This window comes from Rhodococcus sp. NPDC060090 (genome assembly GCF_042729855.1).
Classification (GTDB): Bacteria; Actinomycetota; Actinomycetes; order Mycobacteriales; family Mycobacteriaceae; genus Rhodococcus.
Window position 1 is genome coordinate 8,912 of record NZ_JBHWXB010000020.1, and the last position, 23,099, is coordinate 32,010.

Consider the following 23,099-nt stretch of genomic DNA (forward strand, 5'->3'; position numbering starts at 1 on the left):
TCCGGTTTTTCTGGGGGGCCCGTCCCCCCCCCCGCTGGGGTGTATCCCCCCCCCGCCCCCTTGTTTCGGTCCTTTGCTGGGGGGGTGCCCTTCTTTGCCGCCCCCCCCCACTTCCAGCCGGAATGTCGGACGGCCCCGAATGTCAGACGACGCAGGCGGCAACGACGGCGAGCAGGGTCACACAGCCTTCGGCCGTCGCACCGAGTACGTCCCCGCCCAGGCCACCGAACCGGGTGACGCAGTGCTTCACGAACCACCACGACAGCGCCAGCGCCACGGCCACCGCGACCGGACCGAGCCACAGGGGGCCTGGAACGCACACGGCTGCGGCGGCCATCGCGACGAGGCTCCACACGCCGATCGTCACCGGCCCTTGCGAGCCGGCGACGAGTGCTCCGAATCCGCTGCTCTCGGCGGCACGGAGCCCTCGTCTGCACGCCGGCACGACCGCCACCCGGCCGAAGGCGACTGCAAATCCGATCGCCGCCCACGAACCGGCGTCGGCGAGTGCACCGAACGACACGGCCTGCAGACCGAGTACGACGATCAATGCGGCCGCCCCGAACGGGCCGGCGCTCCCGGATTTCATCACCTCCCGGGCACGCTCGGGAGGGCCGTAGCAGCCCAGACCGTCCGCGGTGTCGGCCAGACCGTCGATATGCATGCCGCGCGTCGCGAGGGCAAGGAAGCCGACACACACGAATCCGATGATCGCGGCGCTCGCCCCGGCAGCGGAGCTCCCCCAAGCGACTGCCGTCGCTGCACCTCCGAGTACGAGCCCGGCGACCGGCGCGGAGCTGATCGCATGACCCGCCACAGTCCGATCGATCTCCTGTGGACCGCGAACAGGTACGACCGTCAGCCACGACAGCGCCAACGCGACACCGCCCTGCACACGCCGCATCAGCTGTCGGAGGGGCCGGCGGGGGAGTCGGCTGCGTCACGGGTCGTCACACCGGCTTCGGCGAATGTCGCCATGTTCGCGAGGATGGAGACAGCACCCTGAAGGATAGGCACCGCGGTGACAGCACCCGACCCTTCGCCGAGTCGCATGTCGAACTCGACGATCGGTTCGAGCCTGAGATGACGAAGGGCGACACTGTGCGCGGGTTCCGACGACCGGTGTCCCGCAACCCACCAGCGGCGCGCACCGGGCGCGAGTTCTTCTGCGAGCATCGCCGCCGCGGTAACGACCACTCCGTCGAGCACCACGGGTGTGCGCCGCACCGCCGCCTGTGCGAGATACCCGGCCATCGCGGCGAGATCAGCGCCACCGGCGGTCCGCAGCAGCGCGACCGGATTCTTCACGAACGGGCGTGCCCGCCGCATCGCATCGCGGATGGCCGACACCTTGCGCATCCACCCGGCATCGTCGATACCGGTGCCGCGCCCCACCGCTGCGACCGGTTCGGTCGAGGTCAGGGTTGCGATCAGAACGGTTGCCGGAGTGGTGTTGCCGATGCCCATGTCGCCGGCGATCAACAGATCCGCGCCCTCGTCGACCTCGCGGTCGGCGATCGCGCGGCCCGCGGCGATCGCGCGCAGGGTTTCTTCGTGGGTCAGCGCATCCTCGCGGTCGATGCAGCCGCTCGACCGGCGGATCTTGTAGGCGGACACCTCGGGTTCGGTGTCGCAGTCCACTGCTATGTCCACCACGCGGACCTGTGCCCCGCAATTGGCTGCCAGCACGTTCACCGCAGCGCCGCCTGCGACCAGATTCGCGACCATCTGCGCCGTCACCTCAGGCGGATACGCCGAAACACCGGTGCGTGCGACACCGTGGTCGCCCGCGAACACGACCACTCGCGGCTGCCGGAACGGGTGGGGCGGGACCTCGCCCTGGCACGACGACGCCCAACAGCCGAACTCCTCTAGCCGCCCCAGCGACCCCGCCGGCTTGGTGAGATCTCGCTGCCGTGCTTCTGCCAGCAGGTAGACCTCCCGATTCGGCGCGTCGATGGCAGGAAAGTCGATGTCGGCAGGATCTGCGGTCTTGTCCGGTACTGCTGTTCTGTCCGGAACGGGCGTGGGATCGCTGCTCACAGGGCACCTCTCGCGTGGGTCTTCACCGGCTAGACGCTATCAACCGGGAGGGTGGCAGAAAATCGAGGCAATCTGTCTTTTCTGCCACTGTCAGTGGACGGTTCCGGTGCGAAGAATCGAACCCATGTCGGAACTCGTCCTTGTTGCGGTCGTCCTGGCGGTATTCGCCGTCGGCCTCGAAATCGCTCGTCGGGTGCATTTCACGGCTCCCCGCTGGATGCGTCGAGCGCCACTGCGGTACAACTACTTCCGCCCTGCGGATGCGACACGGCCGCGGACTTGCGCGTCGGATGACGCCGAGACCGCGGCCGAATCGTTGCCTGTCGTGTTGCAGCCGGGCGGCGCACCGCACAACTGAGATTCCGGGTGAAGCCGGTCAGATAGCGTCGCCCGGTTTGACCCGGGGAAGCGGCGCCCGCAACTTGCGGATCTGCGATGCGCGCACGAACGCATACCAGCCGAGGCCGAAACCGCCGTCGGTGGAATCCGGGAACCGTGCTCGAGCCTTCTTGTTGACCATCCGACCGAGGTAGATACCTTCGATCACCATCAGCAGCATCATCACGAACATCGCGAGGGTGACGTACTGCTGGATGACCGGTCCGAGGAACATGGTCATGATGAGCACCAGCGCAAGAGGCATGAACAGGCCGACGAGATTGCGTCGGCTGTCGACGATGTCGCGCACGTAGGCGCGCACAGGACCACGGTCGCGGGGGAGGAGGAACTTCTCCTCGCCGGCAAGCATGCGGTTGCGTCGCTCGGACGCATCGGCACGCCGCTGCGCGGAGTCGGCCTTGCGCTCGTCCTTCGATTTGGACTTGCGTGCGGCCTTCCGGCGCGCACGCGCCTCCTTGGCGGTGAGCGGAGCCGGCGCCACCGGGCCACGACGCTTGCCCTCGGCATCGCGTCGTTTGGGTGTCGGGCGTCCCTTGCCCTCGGTGACCTTCGAGGGGGACGCAGCCCGCGCCGTGCCTTCCTCGGCGAGAGCCTCGGGCACGGACATTGCCGGCTTGTCGGAGTCGTCGGAACCACCGCGGCGTAGCAACTTCACTCTTCCAGGCTATATGGATACTGGGGAGAACCGGAAAACCGCCCACCGGAGTGGACCCGACATGCGATGAATGTGAGCAACTCATGTATGAGGAATAGATTCCCGCGCGGTACCGTTGACTCATCCGGGTTGAATTCGAACGACAGGGAGCGCCCATGACTGTCCAGCAAGAGACCGCCACCCACGGCGTCATCATGACCGAGGCTGCCTCCGCGAAGGCGAAGGCTCTTCTCGACCAGGAGGGTCGCGACGATCTCGCGCTGCGCATCGCTGTGCAGCCCGGCGGTTGCGCCGGCCTCCGTTACCAGTTGTTCTTCGACGACCGATCCCTCGACGGCGACCTCACCGTCGACTTCCAGGGCGTCAGCCTCGCCGTCGATCGGATGAGTGCTCCCTACGTCGAGGGTGCGTCCATCGACTTCGTCGACACGATCGAGAAGCAGGGCTTCACGATCGACAATCCGCAGGCCACCGGTTCCTGCGCTTGCGGCGATTCGTTCAACTGAGTTCGTCCGTCAGGGCCCCGGGACGTAACCGTGCCGGGGCCCTGACGTATCTGCCGGGTACCGTGGGACCGCTGCGGCCGTCGATCGATGCGCCGTATCGATTGTCGTCGCCCCGAAACTTGTTTCCGCGGAAAGGCCTCTCCACGTGACCATCGCCGTAACCGGCTCCATCGCCACCGACCACCTCATGCGCTTCCCCGGACGATTCGCGGAGCAGTTGCTCGCAGATCAGCTCGCGCACATCTCGCTGAGCTTCCTCGTCGACGACCTTGTCGTCCGGCGCGGTGGCGTGGGCGGCAACATTGCCTTCGCCATGGGTGTCCTCGGTGGTGCGCCGGTGCTGGTGGGAGCCGTCGGCGCCGATTTCGCCGAGTACCGTGGCTGGCTCGAGCAGCACGGCGTCAACTGTGATGCCGTCCACACCTCGACGACGGCACACACGGCCCGATTCGTGTGCACCACCGACGAGGACATGGCGCAGATCGCCTCGTTCTACCCGGGTGCGATGTCCGAAGCCCGCGAGATCTCCCTCGCCGATGTCGTCGAGAAGCACGGTGTCGACCTCGTCCTGATCGGTGCAAACGACCCCGACGCGATGATCCGCCACACCGAGGAGTGCCGCCAGCTCGGCATTCCGTTCGTCGCCGACCCGTCGCAGCAGCTCGCACGGCTCGACGGCCGGCAGGCAGAGGCGCTCATCGACGGCGCCGAGTACCTGTTCACGAACGAATACGAGTGGGGCCTGCTCAAGCAGAAGACCGGGCTGACGGACGACGAGATCCGCGCCAAGGTCGGAATGCGCGTCACCACCCTCGGCGGTGACGGGGCCCGGATCGTCGATGCCGACGACAACTGGATCCAGGTCGGCGTGGTGCCCGAGCGCGCCAAGGTCGACCCCACCGGTGTCGGTGACGCGTTCCGTGCAGGCTTCCTCCTCGGCCACCGCGCAGGACTCGGTGTCGAGCGCGCGGCACAGCTCGGGTCGCTCGTCGCCGTCCACGTCCTCGAAACCACCGGTACCCAGGAATGGGTCTTCGACCGGGCCGACGCGCTGAAGCGACTCGCCGATGCGTACGGCTCCACAGCGGCCGACGAGATCGCCGCGATCCTCTGACGGAGTGTCTCCTCGAATGAACCGATGAACAACACGATGGCGTCCCTCCGCGAGGAGGGACGCCATCGTCGTCGGGAACGTCCTCGACCTAGAGCTCGACCGGATAGGTCGGTTCCTGGATCTGCGGCACGATGCGCTTCTCCACGAAGATTCCGTGCCAGATCATGAAGACGAGCAGCGTCCACAGTCGGCGGCTGTGATCGATGGGGCCTTCGCGATGAGCGTGCAGCATCTTCGTGATCGCGGCCTTGTTCAGGATGTGATCGGTCTGGGACTCGGTGATCACCTCGTGAGCCCAGTCGAACAGCTCCGTGCCTGCAAGCCAGTGGCGCATCGGAACCGGGAAGCCGAGCTTCGCCCGGTGCAGCACGTGCGGTGGGACGATGCCTTCGAGAGCCTGCCGCAGCGCGTACTTCGTCGTCTGTTTGGTGATCTTCTGATCCAACGGCACCTGTGAAGCCACCCGGAACACCTCGGAGTCGAGGAACGGAACCCGCAGTTCCAGCGAGTTCGCCATCGTCACCTTGTCGGCCTTGACGAGGATGTCGCCGCGCAGCCATGTGAACAGATCCAGGTGCTGCATCCGCGCGACCGGGTCCCATCCGGTGGACTGGGCGTAGATCGGAGCAGTCACGTCCTGGTGCGTCCATTCCGGACGGAACTCACGCAGCACCGAGCGCAGCTGGGCGTCGTTGAAGCTACGCGCGTTGCCGTAGTACCGCTCTTCGAGGGGCATCGAACCACGGTTGAGCAGACTCTTTCCGCGGGTGCCCTCGGGGATGCGGTCGGACAGCTTCCCCACGGCGCGACGCAACGGCGACGGCAGATACTCGAACGGCTTCAGGGACAGCGGCTCGCGGTAGATGGTGTAGCCGCCGAACAGCTCGTCGGCGCCCTCGCCCGAGAGCACCACCTTCACGTGCTTGCGGGCTTCCCGCGCGATGAACCACAACGGCACCAGGGCGGGGTCCGCGACGGGGTCGTCCAGATACCAGACGATCTCGGGGATCGCCGCGGCGAACTCGGCGGGGGAGACGACCCGCACGATGTGCCGTGCCCCGATTGCCTCCGCGGATTCCGCCGCGACGTCCACCTCCGAGTAGCCCTCGCGCTCGAAACCCGCGGTGAAGGTGATCAGGTTCGGGTTGTGTCGCTTGGCAAGGGCAGCAATCGCAGTCGAGTCGATCCCACCGGACAGGAACGAACCGACAGTCACGTCGGCGCGCATGTGCTTGGCGACCGAGTCCTCGAGCGCCTCGGCGATCTCGCGGTAGCGATCCTTCTCGCGTCCCGCCGCGAATGGGCGCACCGGGAAGGTCGGGGTGAAGTAGCGCGTCGTCTCCGGCGCGGAACCCGGTCGGACACGGGCATAGGAGCCGGACTCGAGGCGCGTGATGCTGCGGTGCAGAGTCTCGGGCTCCGGCACGTACTGCAGCACCGTGTAGTGCTCGATCGCACGCTCGTCGAGTTCGGTGTCGATGCCGATCACGTCGGCGAGTTCGAGCAGGCTCTTCTTCTCGCTGCCGAACGCGGTACCGGACGAGCCCGTTGCGAGGAACAGCGGCTTGATGCCGAACGGGTCGCGGGCGAGGAAGAGTTCGCGTGTCTCCGTGTCCCAGATCGCGAACCCGAACATGCCCCGCAACCGGCGCACTGCGTCGGCACCCCAGTAGTGGAACGCCGCGACGATCGTTTCGCTGTCGCCCTCGGTTGCGAACTCGGCGCCGTGCTCGTCGGCCAGTTCCTTGCGCAGTTCGAGGTAGTTGTAGATCTCACCGTTGAACGTCAGCGCGTACCGGTCGGGCTGTTCCGGCGGTCCCCAACGCAACGGTTGATGCGAATGGGCGATATCGATGATCGACAGACGGTTGAAGCCGAGGACGAGGTCGGCGTCGTGCCAGGTACCGTGTTCGTCCGGTCCGCGGTGGCGCAGGCAATGCAGTGCGTTGCCGACGCGCGAGACGGCGTCGTCGCTGGTGCCTTCGTTGGTCAGAAACCCGAGCAGTCCGCACACGGAGTTCGGTACCTCGATTCCAATCGGGGGTGAGTCGGTCCCCTTCACGTTCACAGCGCGCATGGATGCGGGAACTCTGAGCCGGGATCCGACGTTGGTCACTGTGGAGTATGCCGCAGATGGCCGATCGAGTTCTTCATCGGCATCGCGCAAAACACGTCGTCATCGACGACTGCATCCGGCCGAGCCATCCGACGCGACACGATCTTCGTGCCCCGAGGATGGATAGTGGTCGCCTTTGGTCTACGCTGCGTAGTAATTGGGTCAGCCCTTCGGGTGTGCCCTAACGAAATTGCGGCGATCAGGAAGGCGTGAACGTGGCGCAAGGTCGGATCCTTCGGCGGTTCGGGCTCGCAGCATCACTCGGCATTGCAGCCTTGGTGTTGACGGGGTGCTCGAGCGAAGAAGTTCTTCGTTTCGGCTGGCCGGAGGGTATTACTCCCCAGGCCGAGCGTATGCGCGAGTTGTGGACGTGGTCGGTTGTCGCCGCCCTCGCCATGGGCGTCCTCATGTGGGGCCTGATGTTCTGGACGATTCTCTTCCATCGTAAGAAGAAGAACTCTCCAGAGTTCCCTCGACAGACGGCGTACAACGTCCCGCTCGAACTGCTCTACACCGCAGCGCCCTTCGTGGCGGTCTGCGTCCTCTTCTACTTCACGGTCGTGGTCCAGAACTACGTGCTGGTGAAGGAAGACAACCCGAACGTCGTCGTCGACGTCACCGGGTTCCAGTGGAACTGGAAGTTCGGCTACCGCACGGTCGACATGGGTGGCAACGTCTACGACGGTGTCGATCAGGAAGCGGAGGATGCCACGGCGTCCGAGCCGTTCGACCCCGCGACCGCCGGCGAGCATGCAGAACCGGGTCCCATCCACGGTGCTGGGGTATCGGATCTGTCCTACCTGAACTACGACAAGATCGAGACCGTCGGTACCACCGAGGAGATTCCTGTCCTGGTGCTGCCGACCGGTAATCGGATCGAGTTCAATCTCGCATCGTCCGATGTCATCCACGCGTTCTGGGTCCCCGAGTTCCTGTTCAAGCGCGACGTGAACCCGAACCCGCTGAACAACAACTCCGATCCGGTGTTCCAGATCTCCGAGATCGAGCGCGAAGGTGCATTCGTCGGTCGCTGCGCCGAGATGTGCGGTACATACCACGCGATGATGAACTTCGAAGTGCGCGCTGTGACTCCGGAGAAGTTCACGGAGTACATCGAACTGCGTAAGCCCGTCGAGGACGGTGGCGAGGGTCTGACCAACGCCCAGGCACTCGAAGCGATCGGTGAGGATCCGCTCGCGATCACGACCCACCCGTTCAAGACCGACCGCACAGACCGCTCGGCGAGCGTCGCTGCGGGCGAGTGACACCTCTCATCGACAAGGACAAGTGCTGAAATGAACCTCGAAGCCAAGATCTTCGAACTCGTCACGGTGTTCTTCGTACTCGTCGCCATCGTCTACGGCGTCTTCACGGGGCTGTCGGACAAGGGCATCGAGTGGGCAGGTCTCACCGCGCTCGCATTGTCTGCTGGGCTGACGCTCATCATCGGAACCTATTTCCGGTTCGTCGCTCGACGTCTCGATACGCGACCCGAGGACTTCGAGGACGCAGAGATCAGCGATGGTGCAGGCGACCTGGGCTTCTTCAGTGCCGGTAGCTACTGGCCGATCCTGCTGGCAGGCGCGGCTGCGTTCGCCGCCATTTCACTGGCCTTCTTCCAGGGCTGGATGATCGTGATCGCAACCGTGCTGGTCATCTCTGCAGCTGCGGGACTGGTGTTCGAGTACCACCTCGGCCCCGAGAAGCACTGATCGCTCTCTGAAGCTCACGACGGCGGGCGCGGCGAGGAGCTGTGGCCACGGCCGAGTCGATCGGTGGGCCCCTCACCGACCCGGTGGACATCGAATCGGCAAGGGTCGCTCGGCTCCTCGGCCTCGGATCGGAATTCCAGTTCACCTTCGACCTCGGTGACGATTGGACGCACCGGTGCGTGGTCGGGCAGGAGAAGATCGACCCCGCGGAGGTCCTGGTTATCCGGCCCGATGCTCCCTTGCCCTACTGGGGCTGGGGCAGTATCCCGGCTCAGTACGGGCGCCGGTCGGCCGACAATGACGGGCAGCGCCGGGCGCCGCGGAGACCGAGTCGGCCGCATCCGATGCTGTTGCACGCGTGGCCCGCACAGGAGCAGGTACCCGTCCTCGACCTGTCTGAGCTTCGCCGAGCTATCGCGGCAGGCAATGCTGGCGCGACATGCAGGCGTGCGCCGAGCGGCAGCATGATGAGGCGTTGCGGGAGCAACTGGAGCGCGCGATCGAGGGCAAGGGCGCATTCCACCGGTTCCGAGACCTCGTCGACCAGGAGGGCAACGCCGAACAGTGGCATGTCTTCTCCACCGACCGCCGACTGGGTCGTGCCCGCGAGTTCCTCGCCGGCATGGGCGTCCGCGTGGGGTGAGGGTCCGGAAACGGGCAGAGGGCCCCGAACCGGTCGGTTCGGGGCCCTCTGAGGTCGAGCAGGAAGCGTCAGTGCGCTTCGTTGTTGCCGTCCTTGTCGGTCACGTCCTTGTCGGACAGCGCCTTGGATTCGTCTCCATCGGCGTCGCTGTAGATACGGTCCTGGTATTCCTTCAGGATCGTACGCAGCTCGGCCTCGCTCTCGTGATGAGCGGCTTCGAGTGCAGCCGACTCGCCGGCCGGATCCGCGCTCCACCAGCTACCGGCACCGGGCTTACCAGCGCTGCCCAGGCGGTTCATCCGCTTGGGCACCGTAGCGCCCTGGTAGTCGAGCGGAAGCGGGTGTCCGTGGTCGTCCACCGGGCCGAGCGGCTGGTGGATCTCGATGTACTCACCGTGCGGCAGGCGACGGACGATGCCCGTCTCGATGCCGTGCTCGAGCACCTGACGGTCGCTGCGCTGCAGACCCAGGCAGAACCGGTAGGCGATGTAGTACGCGAGCGGAGGCAGAATGACCAGTCCGATACGACCCATCCACGTCGTCGCGTTGATGGAGATATCGAACTTGTACGCGATCAGGTCGTTGATGCACATGAGCGTGGCAACGGTGTAGAACGCGAGCGCCATTGCACCGAGACCGGTGCGCACCGGAACGTCACGCGGACGCTGCAGCAGGTTGTGGTGTGCGTCGTCCTTGCTGAACTTCTTCTCGATCCACGGGTAGAGGATCAGCACGGTGAATACCAAGCCCATGAGCAGTGCGATCCAGAACGGCTGAGGGATCGTGTACCGGTCGAACAGGTACAGCTCCCATGCCGGCCAGATACGAGCCAGACCGTCGGTCCACATCATGTAGAAGTCGGGCTGCGACCCTGCCGACACCTGCGATGGGTTGTACGGGCCGATGTTCCACACCGGGTTGATCTGCAACAGGCCGGACATCAGAGCCAGCACCGCGAAGGTCATCGCGAAGAACGCGCCGGACTTGACTGCGAACACGGGGAGGATGCGCACACCCACCACGTTCTGCTCGGTGCGGCCGGGGCCGGGGAACTGCGTGTGCTTCTGGTACCAGACCAACGCGAGGTGCGCGGCGATCAGAGCCAGGATGATGCCCGGGACGAGCAGCACGTGTAGGACGTAGAAGCGCGGGATGATCAGTTCGCCGGGGAAATCTCCGCCGAAGATCATCCAGTGCAGCCAGGTACCGACGACCGGAACCGACAGCGTGATGCCGGAGAACGCGGCGCGGAGGCCGGTACCGGAGAGCAGGTCGTCGGGGAGCGAGTAACCGAAGAAGCCCTCGAACATCGCAAGGATGAGCAGCAGTGAGCCGATGACCCAGTTCGCTTCACGTGGGCGACGGAACGCGCCGGTGAAGAAGATGCGAAGCAGGTGGACGATGATCGACGCCGCGAACATCAACGCTGCCCAGTGATGGATCTGCCGGACGAACAGACCGCCGCGCACCTCGAAGGAGATGTTCAGTGTCGTTTCGTACGCGCGGGACATGCCGACACCGCGGAGCGGTGTGTAGACGCCGTCGTAGGTGACGTGGGCCAGCGACGGGTCGAAGAACAGCGTCAGGAAGACACCGGAGATCAACAGGATGATGAATGTGTACAGGGCGACTTCGCCCAGCAGGAACGACCAGTGGGTGGGGAACACCTTGTTGATCTGACGGCGGATGCCGGCAGAAAGGTGATACCGCGAGTCGAGGTTCTCGCCTGCTTTTGCAGCGTGTGATTGAGTTGCAGTACTCACGGGCGACGCTCCCAAAATGCCGGGCCGAGAGCTTCGTTGAAGTCGCCGTTGGCGACGAGGAAGCCCTCTTCATTCACTGTAATAGGCAGCTGCGGAAGAGCGCGAGCAGCGGGACCGAAGATCGGCTTGCCGTACTCGAGTGCATCGAACTGCGACTGGTGGCACGGGCAGAGAATCCGGTTGGTCTGCTGTTCGTACAACGAGGTCGGGCAGCCGAGGTGGGTGCAGATCTTCGAGAAGGCGAAGTAGTCGCCGTAGTTGAAGCTCTCCTGACCCTTGCGCTTGATGGCACGCTCGGCGTCGTCGGTCCGCAGTCGAATGAGCATGACGGAGTTGCGGATGCCGCGAAGGCTGTCGAGCAGTGCGTGGTCGTCGCCGCGGTCGGCTTCACGGAACGGGAAGACCGTCTCCATGCCGCCTGCGTCGAGGTCCTCGGGGCGCACCAGAACGATGTCCTGCGGCCGGCCGGTGTCGCGGCGCAGGTAGATGGTTTCGCCCGGGTAACGGGGAGTCCAGCCAGATCCCCAGAGCGGCGAGTCGTCGCCCTCGGCCCACGGGTTCTTGATCAGTCCGCCGAGCGGCATGATCAGTCCGACACCCAATGCGCCACCACCGAAGATGGCGGTCCGCTTGATGAGCTTGCGACGGGGGAGCGTCGAGGTCTGCAGCGAGTCGGACAGTTCCGCGACGATCGTCTTGCGATCGACCTCGGACGACGGGCCGTCGTGACGATCCTGGATCGACACCTCTTCGGGGATGAACTTCTTGGTGAACTGGACTGCGCCGACACCGATGCCGAGGATCGACAGACCCAAGGTCAGACCGAGTAGCGGGGTGTAGAGGTTGTACCACCCGTACTGCGGGTCGTCGATGCTCTGGTATTCCCACGGCCAGAACAGGTAGACGGCGATGAACGCAATACCTGCGAGGCCGGCGAGGGTGAACCAGGCAGCTACGTTGCGCTCCGCGCGCTTCTCGGCGCGGGTGCCCTCGACGGGCCACCGATCCTTGCGGAACACGACATCGACGCCGTCGAGGTTCGTGCCGAGCTCGACGAGATCGTCGCGGCTCATCTGATCGAGATTCTCGATCGAGTGCTTGTTCGGCATGTCGCCGCTACTCATGACCTTGCTCCGATCCACAGTGCAGCGCCGACAACTGCGACGATGCCGACAGCGAACATCGTGGGACCTTCAGCGCCGGGCCCGAAGCCTCCGAGACCGTATCCTCCCGGATCCTGTGTCTCGCTGGCAGACTTGATGTACGCGATGATGTCTTGCTTCTCCTCGAGCGTCAGCTGACGATCGGAGAACTTCGGCATGTTCTGCGGCCCGGTGAGCATGGCGGTGTAGATCTGCTGCTCGTTGGCCGGATCGAGATTGGGGGCGAACTTGCCGGACGAAAGTGCTCCACCACGGCCGGTGAAGTTGTGGCACGAAGCGCAGTTCTGACGGAACAGTTCACTACCGCGTCCGATGTCGTTTCCGCGAAGCGAGGACTGGGCGATCTCCCCGTTCTCGTCGCGGATGACCGTCGGTCCACCACCGTTGGCCTGGATGTATGCGCCGAGGGCATCGGTCTGAGCGGCGTTGAACTTCGGGTCCTTACGCACGGCCTGGGCCTCGTTGCGTGCGGCAGGCATACGACCGGAGGACACCTGGAAGTAGACCGCTGCCTCGCCCACGCCGATCAGCGTGGGGCCGCGGTCCTCGATGCCCTGCAGGTTGACACCGTGGCAGGTGATGCAGGAGGTCTCGTAGAGCTGCTGTCCCTCACGGATCAGCGCGCTCTGGTCGTCCTGCGCAGTGGCCACCTGCGGATCAGGTGTCAGCGCTGAAGCAAGGAAGCCTGCGCTCAGGAGGCCGAGGGCGAGCACCAGGGTGCCGGTGACGCGGCGCCTGAGCTTGCGCTGACGGCGGGACGTGGCAGCAGTGGCTGCCGAGGATCGACCGGGCATGTCGTCACCCTCGGGTGCGAGAGGTGGGGATGAACTCATCTGTATCCCTTATATGTAAGTCGGGACTGACTGGACGTCAGGGGGCTGCCTAAGCGTTCAGCTGGCTAACGGATGAAATAGATCGTGGCAAACAGTGCGATCCACACGATGTCGACGAAGTGCCAGTAGTACGACACGACGATGGCGGCGGTGGCCTGCGCGGGAGTGAACTTACTGACCTTGGTACGGAACAGAAGGAACACGAATGCGATGAGTCCACCGATCACGTGCAGGCCGTGGAAGCCTGTGGTGATGAAGAACACCGAGCCGTACACGCTGCTCGCGATAGTGGTGCCGTCCTGGACCAGGACGATGTACTCGTAACCCTGACCGAGCACGAAGAAAGTGCCCATGCCGAGGGTGATGAGGTACCACCGTCGCAGACCGAAGACGTCGCCGCGTTCGGCAGCGAATACACCCAGCTGGCAGGTGAAGGAGGACGCGATCAGCACCGAGGTGATCGGTACCGCTACCCACAGGTTCAAATGGGTGGGCGGCGGAGGCCACATACCCTCGGGCGCCTGTGCCCGTGCCACGAAATACATGGCGAAGAGCCCTGCGAAAAACATGAGCTCACTGGACAACCACACGATGGTGCCGACGCTGACCAGGTTGGGCCGGTTCAACGAGTGCACGCGCTGTGTGATTGCAGATCCTGAAGTCCCTACTGCGCTCGTCACGCTGGCTAGTATGACCCGTCGTAGTAAGTGATGGGCAATCGGGGCCGAAATCGGCGCGTCTTTACAGCCTCCGGGGAGGTAAATGCCGAGTTCCCGGCCACGAGGCGACCCAGATGTGGCGGATGTGAGGGTGGCGGGATGAGTGAACAATCGGGGCTGTTGGGAAGAATTCGCGGTTTCCTGACGCGGCGAGCACCCGAGCCTCTCGACGCCACCCGGCCGGATCTCGTGATCGTCGTCGAATCGTTCGACGACGCGGAGGCATGCTCCACCGCGCTCGACCGCGGTGCGCAGAGCACACCGCGATGGATCGAATCCGACGATGCGGTCCTACGACACCATCTGGAGCTGCCCGCGGCGGGGGTAGAGGAGGCTCTCGCACTGGCCGGGCAGGACGGATACACCGTCGCTGCGCCGCAGACTCCTGCATCAGAACCTTCGGGGTCTGCTGCCGCAGACGGAGAGAGCCGGGTCTCGCTGATCCTGCAGCGTGTCCAGACACTCGACGCGATGCACTGCGCCCAGGAGAAGTCGCGGATGGCCTCGCTCGCGCAACGTCTCGGTGGGAACGCCCTCGGTTGGGATGCACTCCAGGCGCAGTGACGCGGCCTGCAGTCGCACGACGACGCCTGGCTAAGCTTTCCCGGCGGAGGGCACAACAGTGCCCCGACAGTGAGTCGGATGTGGCGAAGGGTGGGTGCGATGAACGCGAGGCAGGCGGCGGATGAGGTGGTTGCCAGCTGGCCCGCAGTACTCGGATCTCTGACCGCAGGTCGTGATCTGACCCGACCCGAGGCCGTCTGGGCCATGGACGAGATCTTCTCCGACAACGCGACCCCTGCTCAGATCGCGGCGTTCGGCGTCGCGCTGAAGATGAAGGGCGAAACGCCCGAGGAGTTGCGGGCCCTCGCCGACACGATGCTCGGCTACGCAAACCTCGTGCCGGTCGACGACGACACCGTCGACATCGTCGGAACCGGCGGCGACCGCGCCAACACGGTGAACATCTCCACGATGGCGTCGTTGGTGGTGGCGGCAGCGGGCATCCGGGTGGCCAAGCACGGCAACCGTGCCGCCTCCTCGAAGAGCGGCGGTGCCGACGTGCTCGAGGAACTCGGGGTGCACATCGACCTCGGACCGGAGCAGGTTGCACGCTCGCTCGAGGAAGCAGGCATCGGATTCTGCTTCGCACCGGTGTATCACCCGGCACTGCGCTTCGCTGCTGCCCCGCGCAAGCAGATCGGTATTCCGACAGTGTTCAACGTGCTCGGTCCGCTCACCAACCCCGCGCGTCCCCGCGCCGGGCTGATCGGGTGCGCCTTCGAGTCGTTGGTTCCGACCATTGCGGGTGTCCTCGCGCAGCGCGGCAACTCGGCGTTGGTCGTTCGTGGCGACGACGGTCTCGACGAATTGACCACGTCGACGACATCGACCGTGTACCTCGTCCGCGGAGGTTCGGTCGAGGTACAGGCGCTCGACCCCACCAGGCTGGGGATCGCGCGGGTCCCGCTCGAAGCGCTCCGAGGCGGTGACGCCGCCGAGAATGCGGTGATCGCACGGGCGTGCCTCGCCGGCGAAACCGGACCGGTCCGTGATGCAGTGCTTCTGAATGCCGCGGGGGCGATCGCCGCGTTCCGGGGTGTCGACGATGGACTCGAGGATGCACTCGCCGCCGGACTCGAGGTGGCTGCGACCGCAATCGACAGCGGTGGTGCTGCGAAGGTACTCGAGAAGTGGGCTGCCGTGACGACGCGGCTCGGTGCCGAAGTTCAGCGCTGACCCTGCGGCAGTGACCTACAGGTGGTGCCCATCCGAATCGGGCGGGCACCACCTGAGTCGCATGTAGTCGTGTGTACGTATTCGTGGGTGGTCAGCTCCCGATGGAGAAGCCTGCCTCGATGTCGTCGCTCGAATACGATTGGAACGCGATGTGTGTGACGGTCTTGCTCACCCCGTCGACCTTGTTGATGCCCCGCGTGACCACCTCGGCGATCTGCTCGTGGTCGCGGACACGCACAACCGCCACGAGATCGACGTCCCCGGCGCACGAATACACCGTGTCGACCCCGGCGAGGTCGGCCACCGCTCGGGCGGTCTCCGGGATGCGGTGGGCGTCGGCATCGATCAGAACGATGGCATTGATCATGGGGACTCCTTGTCTGTAACTCCGGTGACGCAGGTCTTCCTCCGGTGACGATCAGCTTATGGGGTGGCCATCCGGTTCCGGGACCGCCCTGGACGCATCGCGTGCCTCGCGGGCAAGGTCGGCCCAGCCACTCAAGCGGCCCGCACCGGCGACGGGTTCGGACCACCCGTGGGAGGTCCGGACGATGCGCACTCCTTCGGAGTCCAGCCACCGTGTGATCAGTCCTATCTCTTCCTGGGGTGCACCGCGCAGTGGGCCGGGTCCGGGCAGTACCGTTTCCGCGCCCGCCGTGATCGCGTCGACGACCGGCATGGGACGAATACCTCGCTCTGCGACCCCGGCCGATGCGAGCCTGCCGGCACGCACCACGGCGAACTCCCAGCCTCCTTGCGCGCGAGGACGCGCCGCGACCAGTTCGTCGATGGCGGCGAGTGCCGCGAGTCGCTGCGTCCGCCGTAGAGCACGGACTGCGTCGGCGGTGCGATCGCGTAGTCGGGCCGCATTCTCGAACAGCTCCTTGCCTGCCAGCTCGTCGATACGCTCCTGCGCCCGTGTCAGCACCGAGGAGTCGTAGCCGTGGAGTAGGTCGCGTGCCTTCCGCACTTGAACGGAGTACTCGTCGGGGCTCTGCGGGCCGAAGGACGCTGCCGAACAGGCTCCGACCGTATCGGGCAGGCAACGGTCACCGTGGCACCCGGAGCGGCCGATCCGGCGGGTACACGTGCGCAGCCCACAGAACTCGGCGAGGGTGGCGGCGACCTCGGCGGCTGCGCTCCGGGTGGAGAAGGGGCCGAGTGCGTCGGTGGAAGCCGTCCGTGAGAGCGCCGCACGCGGGAACGGCTCGTCGGTGAGTGTGATCCACCATCCGCGAGTGGGGTATTTCGAACGACGGTTGTACGGGGGAGTGTGGGCGGCGATCAGCCGTAGTTCGCGGACACCGGCCTCGAGCCCGTGGGCGCATTCGACGTGGTCGATGCGGGTGGTCAGCGCGACCATCTCGCGGAGCCGCGGTCGGGTCTCCGAACCTGTGAAGTAGTTGCGGACGCGGCGACGCAGATCCACGGCCGTGCCGATGTAGAGCGCCTCGTCCGACGGGCCCCGGAACAGGTACACGCCGGGGCGGTGCGGCAGGTGTGCGGCCAGGGTGCGTTTGGCGCGTTGTTCGGCTGTGACGGCGGGGATGTAGTCGCGCAATTCGGTGAGGCTGTGGACCCCCTGGTTGCCGACCCGCTCGATGAGCGCGTGGAGGACGTCGACGGTCGCACGTGCGTCGTCGAGTGCGCGGTGTGTGGGCTGCGTCGACACGCTGAACAACTCGGCGAGCGCAGAGAGCTTCACCGACGGCGCCTCGTCGCGGCCGAGAACTCGCCGCGCCAGTTTGACGGTGCAGACGACGGGGAATCGGGGCCACGCCACGTCGCACCGGACTGCTGCCGCGCGGAGGAAACCGGTGTCGAACCCCGCGTTGTGCGCGACGAGAACCGAGCCGGCCGCGAATTCGAGGAATGCGGGGAGGACCTCCTCGATACGAGGGGCCTGATAGACCATGGCGGTGGTGATGCCGGTGAGGCGGACGATCTCGGGTGGTATCGACCGGCCCGGGTCGACGAGTGTCGCGAACTCGCCGAGTACCTCACCGCTGCGCACCTTGACCGCACCGATCTCGGTGATGGCGTCGTCGCCGGAGCGTCCCCCCGTGGTCTCGAGATCGACCACGACGAAGGTGGTGTCGCGTAGGGGAGCATCCAGTTCGTCGAAGCTGAGCTGAACACCGTGGCCGGTGTCGGAACCGATAGGGGACGACGTCATGCGCATGAGCGTAGGAACGGCCTCCGACACACCGCCGATCCGGACTTTCCGCCCTCGCTGAGACGAGGATCACACAAGGCCTGATCGTCGGACCTCGGGAGGTGTCGGGCGGGATGGCTCCCGGGCGCGGGAGGGGCAGTTCCGTGGTGCGTTCGGGTCGCTGCGCCGACGGCGTGGAGGGAACCGAATCGCCACCGTGAACTGGGGTGGGTTACAGCGGTGTGCAATGGGCGGTGCACGCTCTCGAAGTTTGGGACGAGTACTTCGGGGTACCTGCCCTCAGTGCCGTTATCGGCCTGTTATCAAATCATGGCGGAGCTGATCCCAAAGTACCTAAAACGGACTTAAGTCGCATTCTGCGCGTGTTCGGGTTGGTCTCGGCGATGCAGTTTCGTAACCTTCCTGAGACCAAGCGGAATTGTTGGTCCGGCCCACTCCCGAGGGTCGGAGCCGCTCGGTAACCGCCTAATCGGCCGCTCGTCACCGGGCGTCCGAACCGGGGACCCACACGCGTTACTGGGGTGAATCCCCTCCACCGCACTCGCGGAGAGGGGTAGGGCTGATCTTCCGGCCCGAATCCGTCAGCTAACTCGGTCGGCGGGTGAACGGAAGAATTGGAGAACAACCCCTCGTGGTCTCGCAGAACAACAAGCGCACCGTGCGTCGCGCACTCGTCGCCGGAGCTCTCGCGCTCGGTGCAATTACCGTCACCGCCGGTCCGGCGATGGCAGAGCCCGTCACCATCCCCGGTGTCGGCACCTTCGACCTTCCCGCCGGCGTGACCCTGCCGCCGGAGGTCACCAACCTCATCCCGCCGGCCCCGGAAGCCGCTCCCGCTGCGCCCTTCACTGCGCCGTTCAGCTCGGTCGGCCAGCGCGCCGCCGACGCCGCGCTCAGCAAGGTCGGGTCCCCGTACGTCTACGGTGCAACCGGACCGAGCGCGTTCGACTGCTCCGGTCTCGTGCAGTGGGCGTACCAGCAGGTGGGTCTGAGCGTTCCTCGCACCAGCTATCAGCAGGCTTCTGCCGGCCAGTCCGTGCCGGTCGGTGCGCTGCAGCCCGGTGATGTCGTCTCCTTCTACGGGGGCAGCCACACCGGCATCTACATCGGCAACGGCAACATCGTGCATGCCTCGACCTCGAGCCAGCCGGTGAAGGTCGCTCCGCTCGACTCGATGCCCGTGGATGGCGCCCGCCGCTTCTGATCGACGAGCAGTGTCCGTGAGGGTGGATCGGTGACGCACCGGTCCACCCTCACGTCATTGCGGGACCGAGCAGGTGACGGTGGAACTGCCGTTAACGAACAGTCGAGCGCTACCCGCGGGTAGACACGAAGCTATGCGGTTCCGTAACCTGATCGAGATCTTTGCGAAAGGAAGACCAGCCTCGTGTTCTCCGCCTCCCGCAGACGGGCCGTTCGCACCGCTCTCGCCGCATGTGTACTTCTCATCCTGGGTCTCACGGCCTCGCCCGCAGTGGCCGATCCCATCGGCGAGAGTCCCACCGCCAAACTCGAACATCTCGCCGACCTGTCGCGCCGATCGGAGCAGGCCACCGAGGCCCTGCATCACGCCGGGATCGAACTCGATGCGCGGATCGCGGAACAGCACGAACTGGATGCTCGATCGGCCGCCGACCGCGACGCTCTGGCAGCGGCCCAGGCCGAGGTCGCACGCTTCAAGCCCACTGTCGACAAACTGGCCCAGGCCAACTATCGCGGTTCGCGCACCAATCGCCTCTTCGCAGTGATGGTCAGCGACTCACCCCAGCAGTTGCTCGACCAGATGGTGATGCTCGACGTCCTCGGCGCGCAGACCGATCGCGAAATAGAAGGATTCCGCGTAGCCAGCGCAGCGGCAGCGGCGGCCGCCGCTGCATCGGAGAAGTCGGCCGAAGCCGCACGTATCGCGGCCGAGCAGGCGCAGCGTCTCCGTGACGACCTGCAGCGTCAGGAATCCGAACTCGAGACTCAGATCGCCGCGGTCCTCGACGCCTTCGACAACCTCAGTGACGCGGAGAAGACGATCCTCGCCGGCACGCCGTTCCCACCCGGTCTCGATGCCGATCGCATCATGGAGCACCTCATCCCCGGCAACGGTGCAGGAGCGCTCCGCTCCGCACTCACCCGGATCGGTGACCCGTACGTATGGGGCGCCACCGGCCCCGACCAATTCGATTGCTCCGGTCTCGTGGTCTGGGCGTATCAGCAGGTCGGAAAGACCGTGCCCCGGTCGAGTCAGGCGCAGGCCCAGGGTGGTACCCCGGTCTCGCGCGACAATCTCCAACCGGGCGACGTCATCATCTTCTACAACGACGCCTCACATGTCGGTATCTACGCGGGCGACGGAAACATCGTGCACGCCTCCACGTTCGGTGTACCGGTGAAGGTGCAGGCGATGGACAGCTTCCCGTTCCACAGCGCACGACGCTACTGACCGCCGCAGGAGAGCTACCGACACGCGGCACGGAGGACAGCGCACGTCGCCGCATACACTTGCCGCCGTGCCCGCGCCGGAGACCCTGTCGACCTCCCATCGTCGTCTGCCGTGGGAGCGCATCGGACTGGCCGGACTTGTGCTCGCCGTGGCGGCGGCCGGGGTGCTTCTCGTCGCTCCTCGAGCCGACGAGCAGTCCGAGTCCGACACCCGTGTGGAATTGCAGGCGCTCCTCGACTCCTGGGCCGACGCGGTACGCACCGCCGACAGAGCAGCCCTCGCGGAGATCGTCGACAGTAGCCTCGGCCCGGAATTGCTCGACGCCGAAATCCGGCGCGCCCAGGCACTGAGCATCGTGCCGCTGACAGAGTTCGGATACGAGCTCGGCAGCGAACTCGCAGCCGATGTTCCCGACGCGGTCGCCCGCCGGTTCGGAGACGACCCACTCCGTGCAGTCACGGTGTCGCTGCGCTACGGAATCGAGGGAGTCGACGAGACCCCGACACACAAACCCGTCGCTATGCTGTTCGTCGCGCGGGAAGACGGCTGGAAGATCACCTCCGACCGACCGCTCCCGGGTACCGCGTCCGCGACCTGGCGAGGGCCGTGGGACCACGGACCGCTCCAGGTGACCACCGCCGAGACCGCCGGTGGCACGTCGACGATCCTCGCTCACCCCGACACGAGCGACCTCGCTGCGAACATTGCGGACGAGCTGCCCTCCGCAGTCGACGCGGTCTCGGATGTGTGGGGAACGGACTGGCCGGGACGTTCGCTGGTCCTGGTCACCTCGAGCCACGACGAGTTCACAGACCAGGTGGGCACCGCACACAACGGTCACGAGATTGCGGCCGTGGCGATCTCCGATGCCGTCGACCCCGAGCAGGACAGGGCGACCGGCCAACGCATCGTCTTCAGTCCGGCAGCGGGCAGTCGCCTCTCGTCGGACGGCCTGCGCGCGGTACTCCGGCACGAACTGGCACACATCGCGGCCCGGCCGCAGACGGTGGACGGTTCACCGATGTGGATACTCGAGGGATACGCCGACTACATCGGCTACCGATCCGGTACCGGAGCACCCGTGACCGGCGCCGACATTCGCCGGATCGCCCCGAGCCTCGTTGTGGAGGTCCTGCGCAGTGGTGCACCGTCACAGGTCCCCACCGACAAGGACTTTGCGGATCCTGACCGCTCCCGCACCGCATACGAGACCGCGTGGAGCTTCGTGGTGTTCCTTGCCGAGGAGTACGGCGAAGACGAACTGACTTCCCTGTACCGCACACTCGCCGACGGACCGTCCTCGGAAGGGGACCAGAGGGACGCATTCAGCACGATCCTGGACGTGAGCGCGAAGGACGCTGTCGACCGATGGGGGCAATGGCTCACCGATCGGGTCTGAAGCTCCCGCCCCGTCGAGCAAGCCGTGTCCGGCACACCCTACGGTGTAGCCATGTCGCGAACGCTGCTGGTGACCAACGACTTTCCGCCCCGACCAGGAGGTATCCAGTCGTACCTGCGCTTGTTCGCAGCACAGCTCCCGGCCGACGAGATCGTCGTGTACGCACCGCGCTGGCGCGGCGACAGTCACATCCGCTACGACGAGGCCCAGCCGTTCGAGGTCGTGCGACACCCGACGACACTGATGTTGCCGACCCCGACGGTCGCGCGCCGCGCGTCGCGGCTGCTCGTCGACACCGGGTGCGACTCGGTGTGGTTCGGCGCCGCCGCGCCTCTGGCACTCCTGGCGCCGGTGCTGCGTCGTGCCGGTGCCGAGCGGATCGTCGCGAGTACTCACGGTCACGAAGTGGGCTGGTCGATGGTGCCGGGCGCACGCCAGGCGTTGCGCAGGATCGGCAACGAGACCGACACCGTCACCTTCGTCAGCCGGTACACCCGGCGCCGGTTCGCCTCCGCATTCGGTGCGCAGGCAGGTCTCGAGCATCTGCCGTCCGGGGTCGACACCGAGGTCTTCCGGCCGGATCCGGGTGCGCGCGCCGAGCTCCGCGCACGGTACGGACTCGGTGATCGGCCGACGGTGCTGTGCCTGTCGAGGTTGGTGCCGCGCAAAGGACAGGACATTCTGATCCGGGCGCTGCCGGAGATCCGGCGTCGCATCGACGGAGCTGTACTCGTCATCGTCGGTGGCGGCCCGTACGAGGTCACTCTTCGTGAGCTGGCCCGCAAGACCGGTGTCGAGGACCACGTCGTCATCACCGGCGGTGTGCCCGCCGCGGAACTGGCAGCCCATCACACGATCGCGGACGTGTTCGCGATGCCGTGCCGGACCCGTGGCGCCGGGCTCGACGTGGAGGGTCTCGGAATCGTCTACCTCGAGGCATCCGCCACGGGTGTCCCGGTGGTCGCGGGACGATCGGGCGGAGCCCCCGAGACGGTAAGAGACGGGGAGACGGGGTTCGTCGTCGACGGGACCTCGGTATCGGCGGTGGCGACCGCGATCACCGGCATCCTTGCCGATCCGGACCGTGCCGCGGCGATGGGAGCTGCCGGTCGGCAGTGGGTGTCGACCGAGTGGCGCTGGGATGTTCTCGGCGCAAAACTGCGCCACCTCCTGAGCGGAACGCCGCACCGACCAGGAACCGTGCACCGAACCGCGGGGTGACGAATGGGCGAGCCGTCCGGTATGTGAAGCTGTGCGGCGTGAGCAGCATTCAGGTGTCGGACCAGACCTTCATTGCGGCAGACCCCGCCGGCATCGCCGCGGAAATCGCCGCGCCGGACCGCTGGCGAGTGTGGTGGCCCGATCTCGCATTGACCGTCCGTGAGGACCGCGCGGAACAGGGAATCCGATGGGCGGTGTCCGGGCCGCTGACCGGGACGATGGAAGTATGGCTGGAACCCTCGCTCGACGGTGCGATCGTCCACTACTTTCTGCATTGCGAGCCGACGGGAGTCGCCTCCGAACGTGTCGTGGAACTCGACCTGGCTGCGATGAACCGGGAGCGCCGCGTGGCCGGGAAGAAGATGACCTTCGAGGTCAAGGCGCGCCTCGAGAAGGGGCGCGCGCCGGGTGAGGCTCCGAAGGCCCGGGACTGAACGGACGGATACCGTGTCGATACGGTGTG

The 23,099-nt window shown here is 65.9% G+C and carries 23 protein-coding genes and 1 riboswitch; of the genes, 13 read left to right on the top strand and 10 right to left on the bottom strand.

Features of this window, described 5'->3' with window-relative positions; all coding sequences use genetic code 11:
- Positions 1-142 precede the first annotated feature (142 nt).
- Together ACFWCF_RS22800 and cobT are read right to left on the bottom strand one after the other, a co-directional pair.
- Positions 143-904: an adenosylcobinamide-GDP ribazoletransferase gene (locus ACFWCF_RS22800; protein WP_378566412.1), complete on the bottom strand. Its 762-nt coding sequence runs from the start codon at positions 902-904 to the stop codon at positions 143-145.
- Complete coding sequence (gene cobT / locus ACFWCF_RS22805; protein WP_378566579.1) at positions 904-1,974, bottom strand: nicotinate-nucleotide--dimethylbenzimidazole phosphoribosyltransferase; 1,071 nt, start codon at positions 1,972-1,974, stop codon at positions 904-906. The genes ACFWCF_RS22800 and cobT overlap by 1 nt, the downstream gene beginning before the upstream one ends.
- A gap of 193 nt (positions 1,975-2,167) precedes the next feature.
- Between cobT and ACFWCF_RS22810 the strand changes: the two genes are divergently transcribed.
- Positions 2,168-2,401, top strand: coding sequence for a hypothetical protein (locus ACFWCF_RS22810; protein WP_378566415.1), 234 nt, complete (start codon positions 2,168-2,170; stop codon positions 2,399-2,401).
- An 18-nt stretch (positions 2,402-2,419) separates the two neighbouring features.
- Here the strand turns inward: ACFWCF_RS22810 and ACFWCF_RS22815 are convergent, their stop codons facing one another.
- Positions 2,420-3,097, bottom strand: a complete 678-nt coding sequence (locus tag ACFWCF_RS22815) for a DUF3043 domain-containing protein (RefSeq protein ID WP_378566418.1) — start codon at positions 3,095-3,097, stop codon at positions 2,420-2,422.
- 155 nt (positions 3,098-3,252) lie between these two features.
- Here ACFWCF_RS22815 and ACFWCF_RS22820 point away from each other — a divergent pair, with 155 nt between their 5' ends.
- Both ACFWCF_RS22820 and ACFWCF_RS22825 read left to right on the top strand, forming a co-directional pair.
- Positions 3,253-3,603, top strand: a complete 351-nt coding sequence (locus tag ACFWCF_RS22820; RefSeq protein ID WP_378493100.1) for a HesB/IscA family protein — start codon at positions 3,253-3,255, stop codon at positions 3,601-3,603.
- Positions 3,604-3,748: 145 nt separating this feature from the next.
- Positions 3,749-4,717: a carbohydrate kinase family protein gene (locus ACFWCF_RS22825; RefSeq protein ID WP_378566421.1), complete on the top strand. Its 969-nt coding sequence runs from the start codon at positions 3,749-3,751 to the stop codon at positions 4,715-4,717.
- Between the two features lie 88 nt (positions 4,718-4,805).
- On the opposite strand, the gene asnB is transcribed toward ACFWCF_RS22825, so the two are convergent.
- Positions 4,806-6,731, bottom strand: coding sequence for an asparagine synthase (glutamine-hydrolyzing) (gene asnB / locus ACFWCF_RS22830; protein WP_378566582.1), 1,926 nt, complete (start codon positions 6,729-6,731; stop codon positions 4,806-4,808).
- A 311-nt stretch (positions 6,732-7,042) separates the two neighbouring features.
- Here asnB and ACFWCF_RS22835 point away from each other — a divergent pair, with 311 nt between their 5' ends.
- The 3 genes from ACFWCF_RS22835 (at position 7,043) to ACFWCF_RS22845 (ending at position 9,188) form a co-directional block, all read left to right on the top strand.
- Positions 7,043-8,098, top strand: coding sequence for a cytochrome c oxidase subunit II (locus ACFWCF_RS22835; protein WP_378566424.1), 1,056 nt, complete (start codon positions 7,043-7,045; stop codon positions 8,096-8,098).
- A gap of 30 nt (positions 8,099-8,128) precedes the next feature.
- Entirely contained in the window at positions 8,129-8,545 is a 417-nt protein-coding gene (locus ACFWCF_RS22840; protein ID WP_378493104.1) for a cytochrome c oxidase subunit 4, read from the top strand.
- A 439-nt stretch (positions 8,546-8,984) separates the two neighbouring features.
- Complete coding sequence (locus ACFWCF_RS22845) at positions 8,985-9,188, top strand: hypothetical protein (RefSeq protein ID WP_378566427.1); 204 nt, start codon at positions 8,985-8,987, stop codon at positions 9,186-9,188.
- A 68-nt stretch (positions 9,189-9,256) separates the two neighbouring features.
- Here the strand turns inward: ACFWCF_RS22845 and ACFWCF_RS22850 are convergent, their stop codons facing one another.
- The 4 genes from ACFWCF_RS22850 to ACFWCF_RS22865 all read right to left on the bottom strand — a co-directional run bounded on the left by ACFWCF_RS22850 (position 9,257) and on the right by ACFWCF_RS22865 (position 13,627).
- Complete coding sequence (locus ACFWCF_RS22850; protein ID WP_378566430.1) at positions 9,257-10,951, bottom strand: cytochrome bc complex cytochrome b subunit; 1,695 nt, start codon at positions 10,949-10,951, stop codon at positions 9,257-9,259.
- Complete coding sequence (locus tag ACFWCF_RS22855; protein WP_378492571.1) at positions 10,948-12,075, bottom strand: ubiquinol-cytochrome c reductase iron-sulfur subunit; 1,128 nt, start codon at positions 12,073-12,075, stop codon at positions 10,948-10,950. The genes ACFWCF_RS22850 and ACFWCF_RS22855 overlap by 4 nt, the downstream gene beginning before the upstream one ends.
- Positions 12,072-12,908 carry a c-type cytochrome gene (locus ACFWCF_RS22860; RefSeq protein ID WP_378492596.1) on the bottom strand — a complete coding sequence of 279 codons (837 nt, stop codon included), beginning with the start codon at positions 12,906-12,908 and terminating at the stop codon, positions 12,072-12,074. Before ACFWCF_RS22860 ends, ACFWCF_RS22855 begins: the two co-directional genes overlap by 4 nt.
- Positions 12,909-13,012: 104 nt before the next feature.
- Complete coding sequence (locus tag ACFWCF_RS22865; RefSeq protein ID WP_378492572.1) at positions 13,013-13,627, bottom strand: heme-copper oxidase subunit III; 615 nt, start codon at positions 13,625-13,627, stop codon at positions 13,013-13,015.
- Between the two features lie 138 nt (positions 13,628-13,765).
- On the opposite strand from ACFWCF_RS22865, the gene ACFWCF_RS22870 reads away from it, so the two are divergent.
- Both ACFWCF_RS22870 and trpD read left to right on the top strand, forming a co-directional pair.
- A complete protein-coding gene (locus ACFWCF_RS22870) occupies positions 13,766-14,230 on the top strand; it encodes a hypothetical protein (RefSeq protein WP_378566433.1) in 465 nt (154 codons plus the stop codon).
- Between the two features lie 99 nt (positions 14,231-14,329).
- The gene (gene trpD, locus ACFWCF_RS22875; RefSeq protein ID WP_378566436.1) at positions 14,330-15,406 is read left to right on the top strand and encodes an anthranilate phosphoribosyltransferase; all 1,077 of its coding nucleotides are present in this window, start codon (positions 14,330-14,332) and stop codon (positions 15,404-15,406) included.
- A gap of 91 nt (positions 15,407-15,497) precedes the next feature.
- Here trpD and ACFWCF_RS22880 read toward each other — a convergent pair whose 3' ends face one another.
- Together ACFWCF_RS22880 and ACFWCF_RS22885 are read right to left on the bottom strand one after the other, a co-directional pair.
- Positions 15,498-15,773, bottom strand: a complete 276-nt coding sequence (locus tag ACFWCF_RS22880) for an Lrp/AsnC family transcriptional regulator (RefSeq protein WP_378492575.1) — start codon at positions 15,771-15,773, stop codon at positions 15,498-15,500.
- A gap of 51 nt (positions 15,774-15,824) precedes the next feature.
- The gene (locus ACFWCF_RS22885) at positions 15,825-17,582 is read right to left on the bottom strand and encodes a DEDD exonuclease domain-containing protein (RefSeq protein ID WP_378566439.1); all 1,758 of its coding nucleotides are present in this window, start codon (positions 17,580-17,582) and stop codon (positions 15,825-15,827) included.
- Positions 17,583-18,034: 452 nt separating this feature from the next.
- Positions 18,035-18,198: riboswitch (cyclic di-AMP (ydaO/yuaA leader) on the top strand.
- A 15-nt stretch (positions 18,199-18,213) separates the two neighbouring features.
- Between ACFWCF_RS22885 and ACFWCF_RS22890 the strand changes: the two genes are divergently transcribed.
- From ACFWCF_RS22890 to ACFWCF_RS22910, 5 genes are all read left to right on the top strand, one after another.
- Positions 18,214-18,786 (top strand): C40 family peptidase, encoded by a 573-nt coding sequence (locus ACFWCF_RS22890; RefSeq protein WP_378566585.1) that lies wholly within the window; start codon positions 18,214-18,216, stop codon positions 18,784-18,786.
- A gap of 183 nt (positions 18,787-18,969) precedes the next feature.
- The gene (locus ACFWCF_RS22895) at positions 18,970-20,016 is read left to right on the top strand and encodes a C40 family peptidase (protein ID WP_378566442.1); all 1,047 of its coding nucleotides are present in this window, start codon (positions 18,970-18,972) and stop codon (positions 20,014-20,016) included.
- A 67-nt stretch (positions 20,017-20,083) separates the two neighbouring features.
- Positions 20,084-21,415: a hypothetical protein gene (locus ACFWCF_RS22900; protein WP_378566445.1), complete on the top strand. Its 1,332-nt coding sequence runs from the start codon at positions 20,084-20,086 to the stop codon at positions 21,413-21,415.
- A 51-nt stretch (positions 21,416-21,466) separates the two neighbouring features.
- Positions 21,467-22,636, top strand: coding sequence for a glycosyltransferase family 4 protein (locus ACFWCF_RS22905; protein ID WP_378566448.1), 1,170 nt, complete (start codon positions 21,467-21,469; stop codon positions 22,634-22,636).
- Positions 22,637-22,674: 38 nt separating this feature from the next.
- Positions 22,675-23,070: a polyketide cyclase / dehydrase and lipid transport gene (locus ACFWCF_RS22910; protein ID WP_378566451.1), complete on the top strand. Its 396-nt coding sequence runs from the start codon at positions 22,675-22,677 to the stop codon at positions 23,068-23,070.
- Positions 23,071-23,099 lie beyond the last annotated feature (29 nt).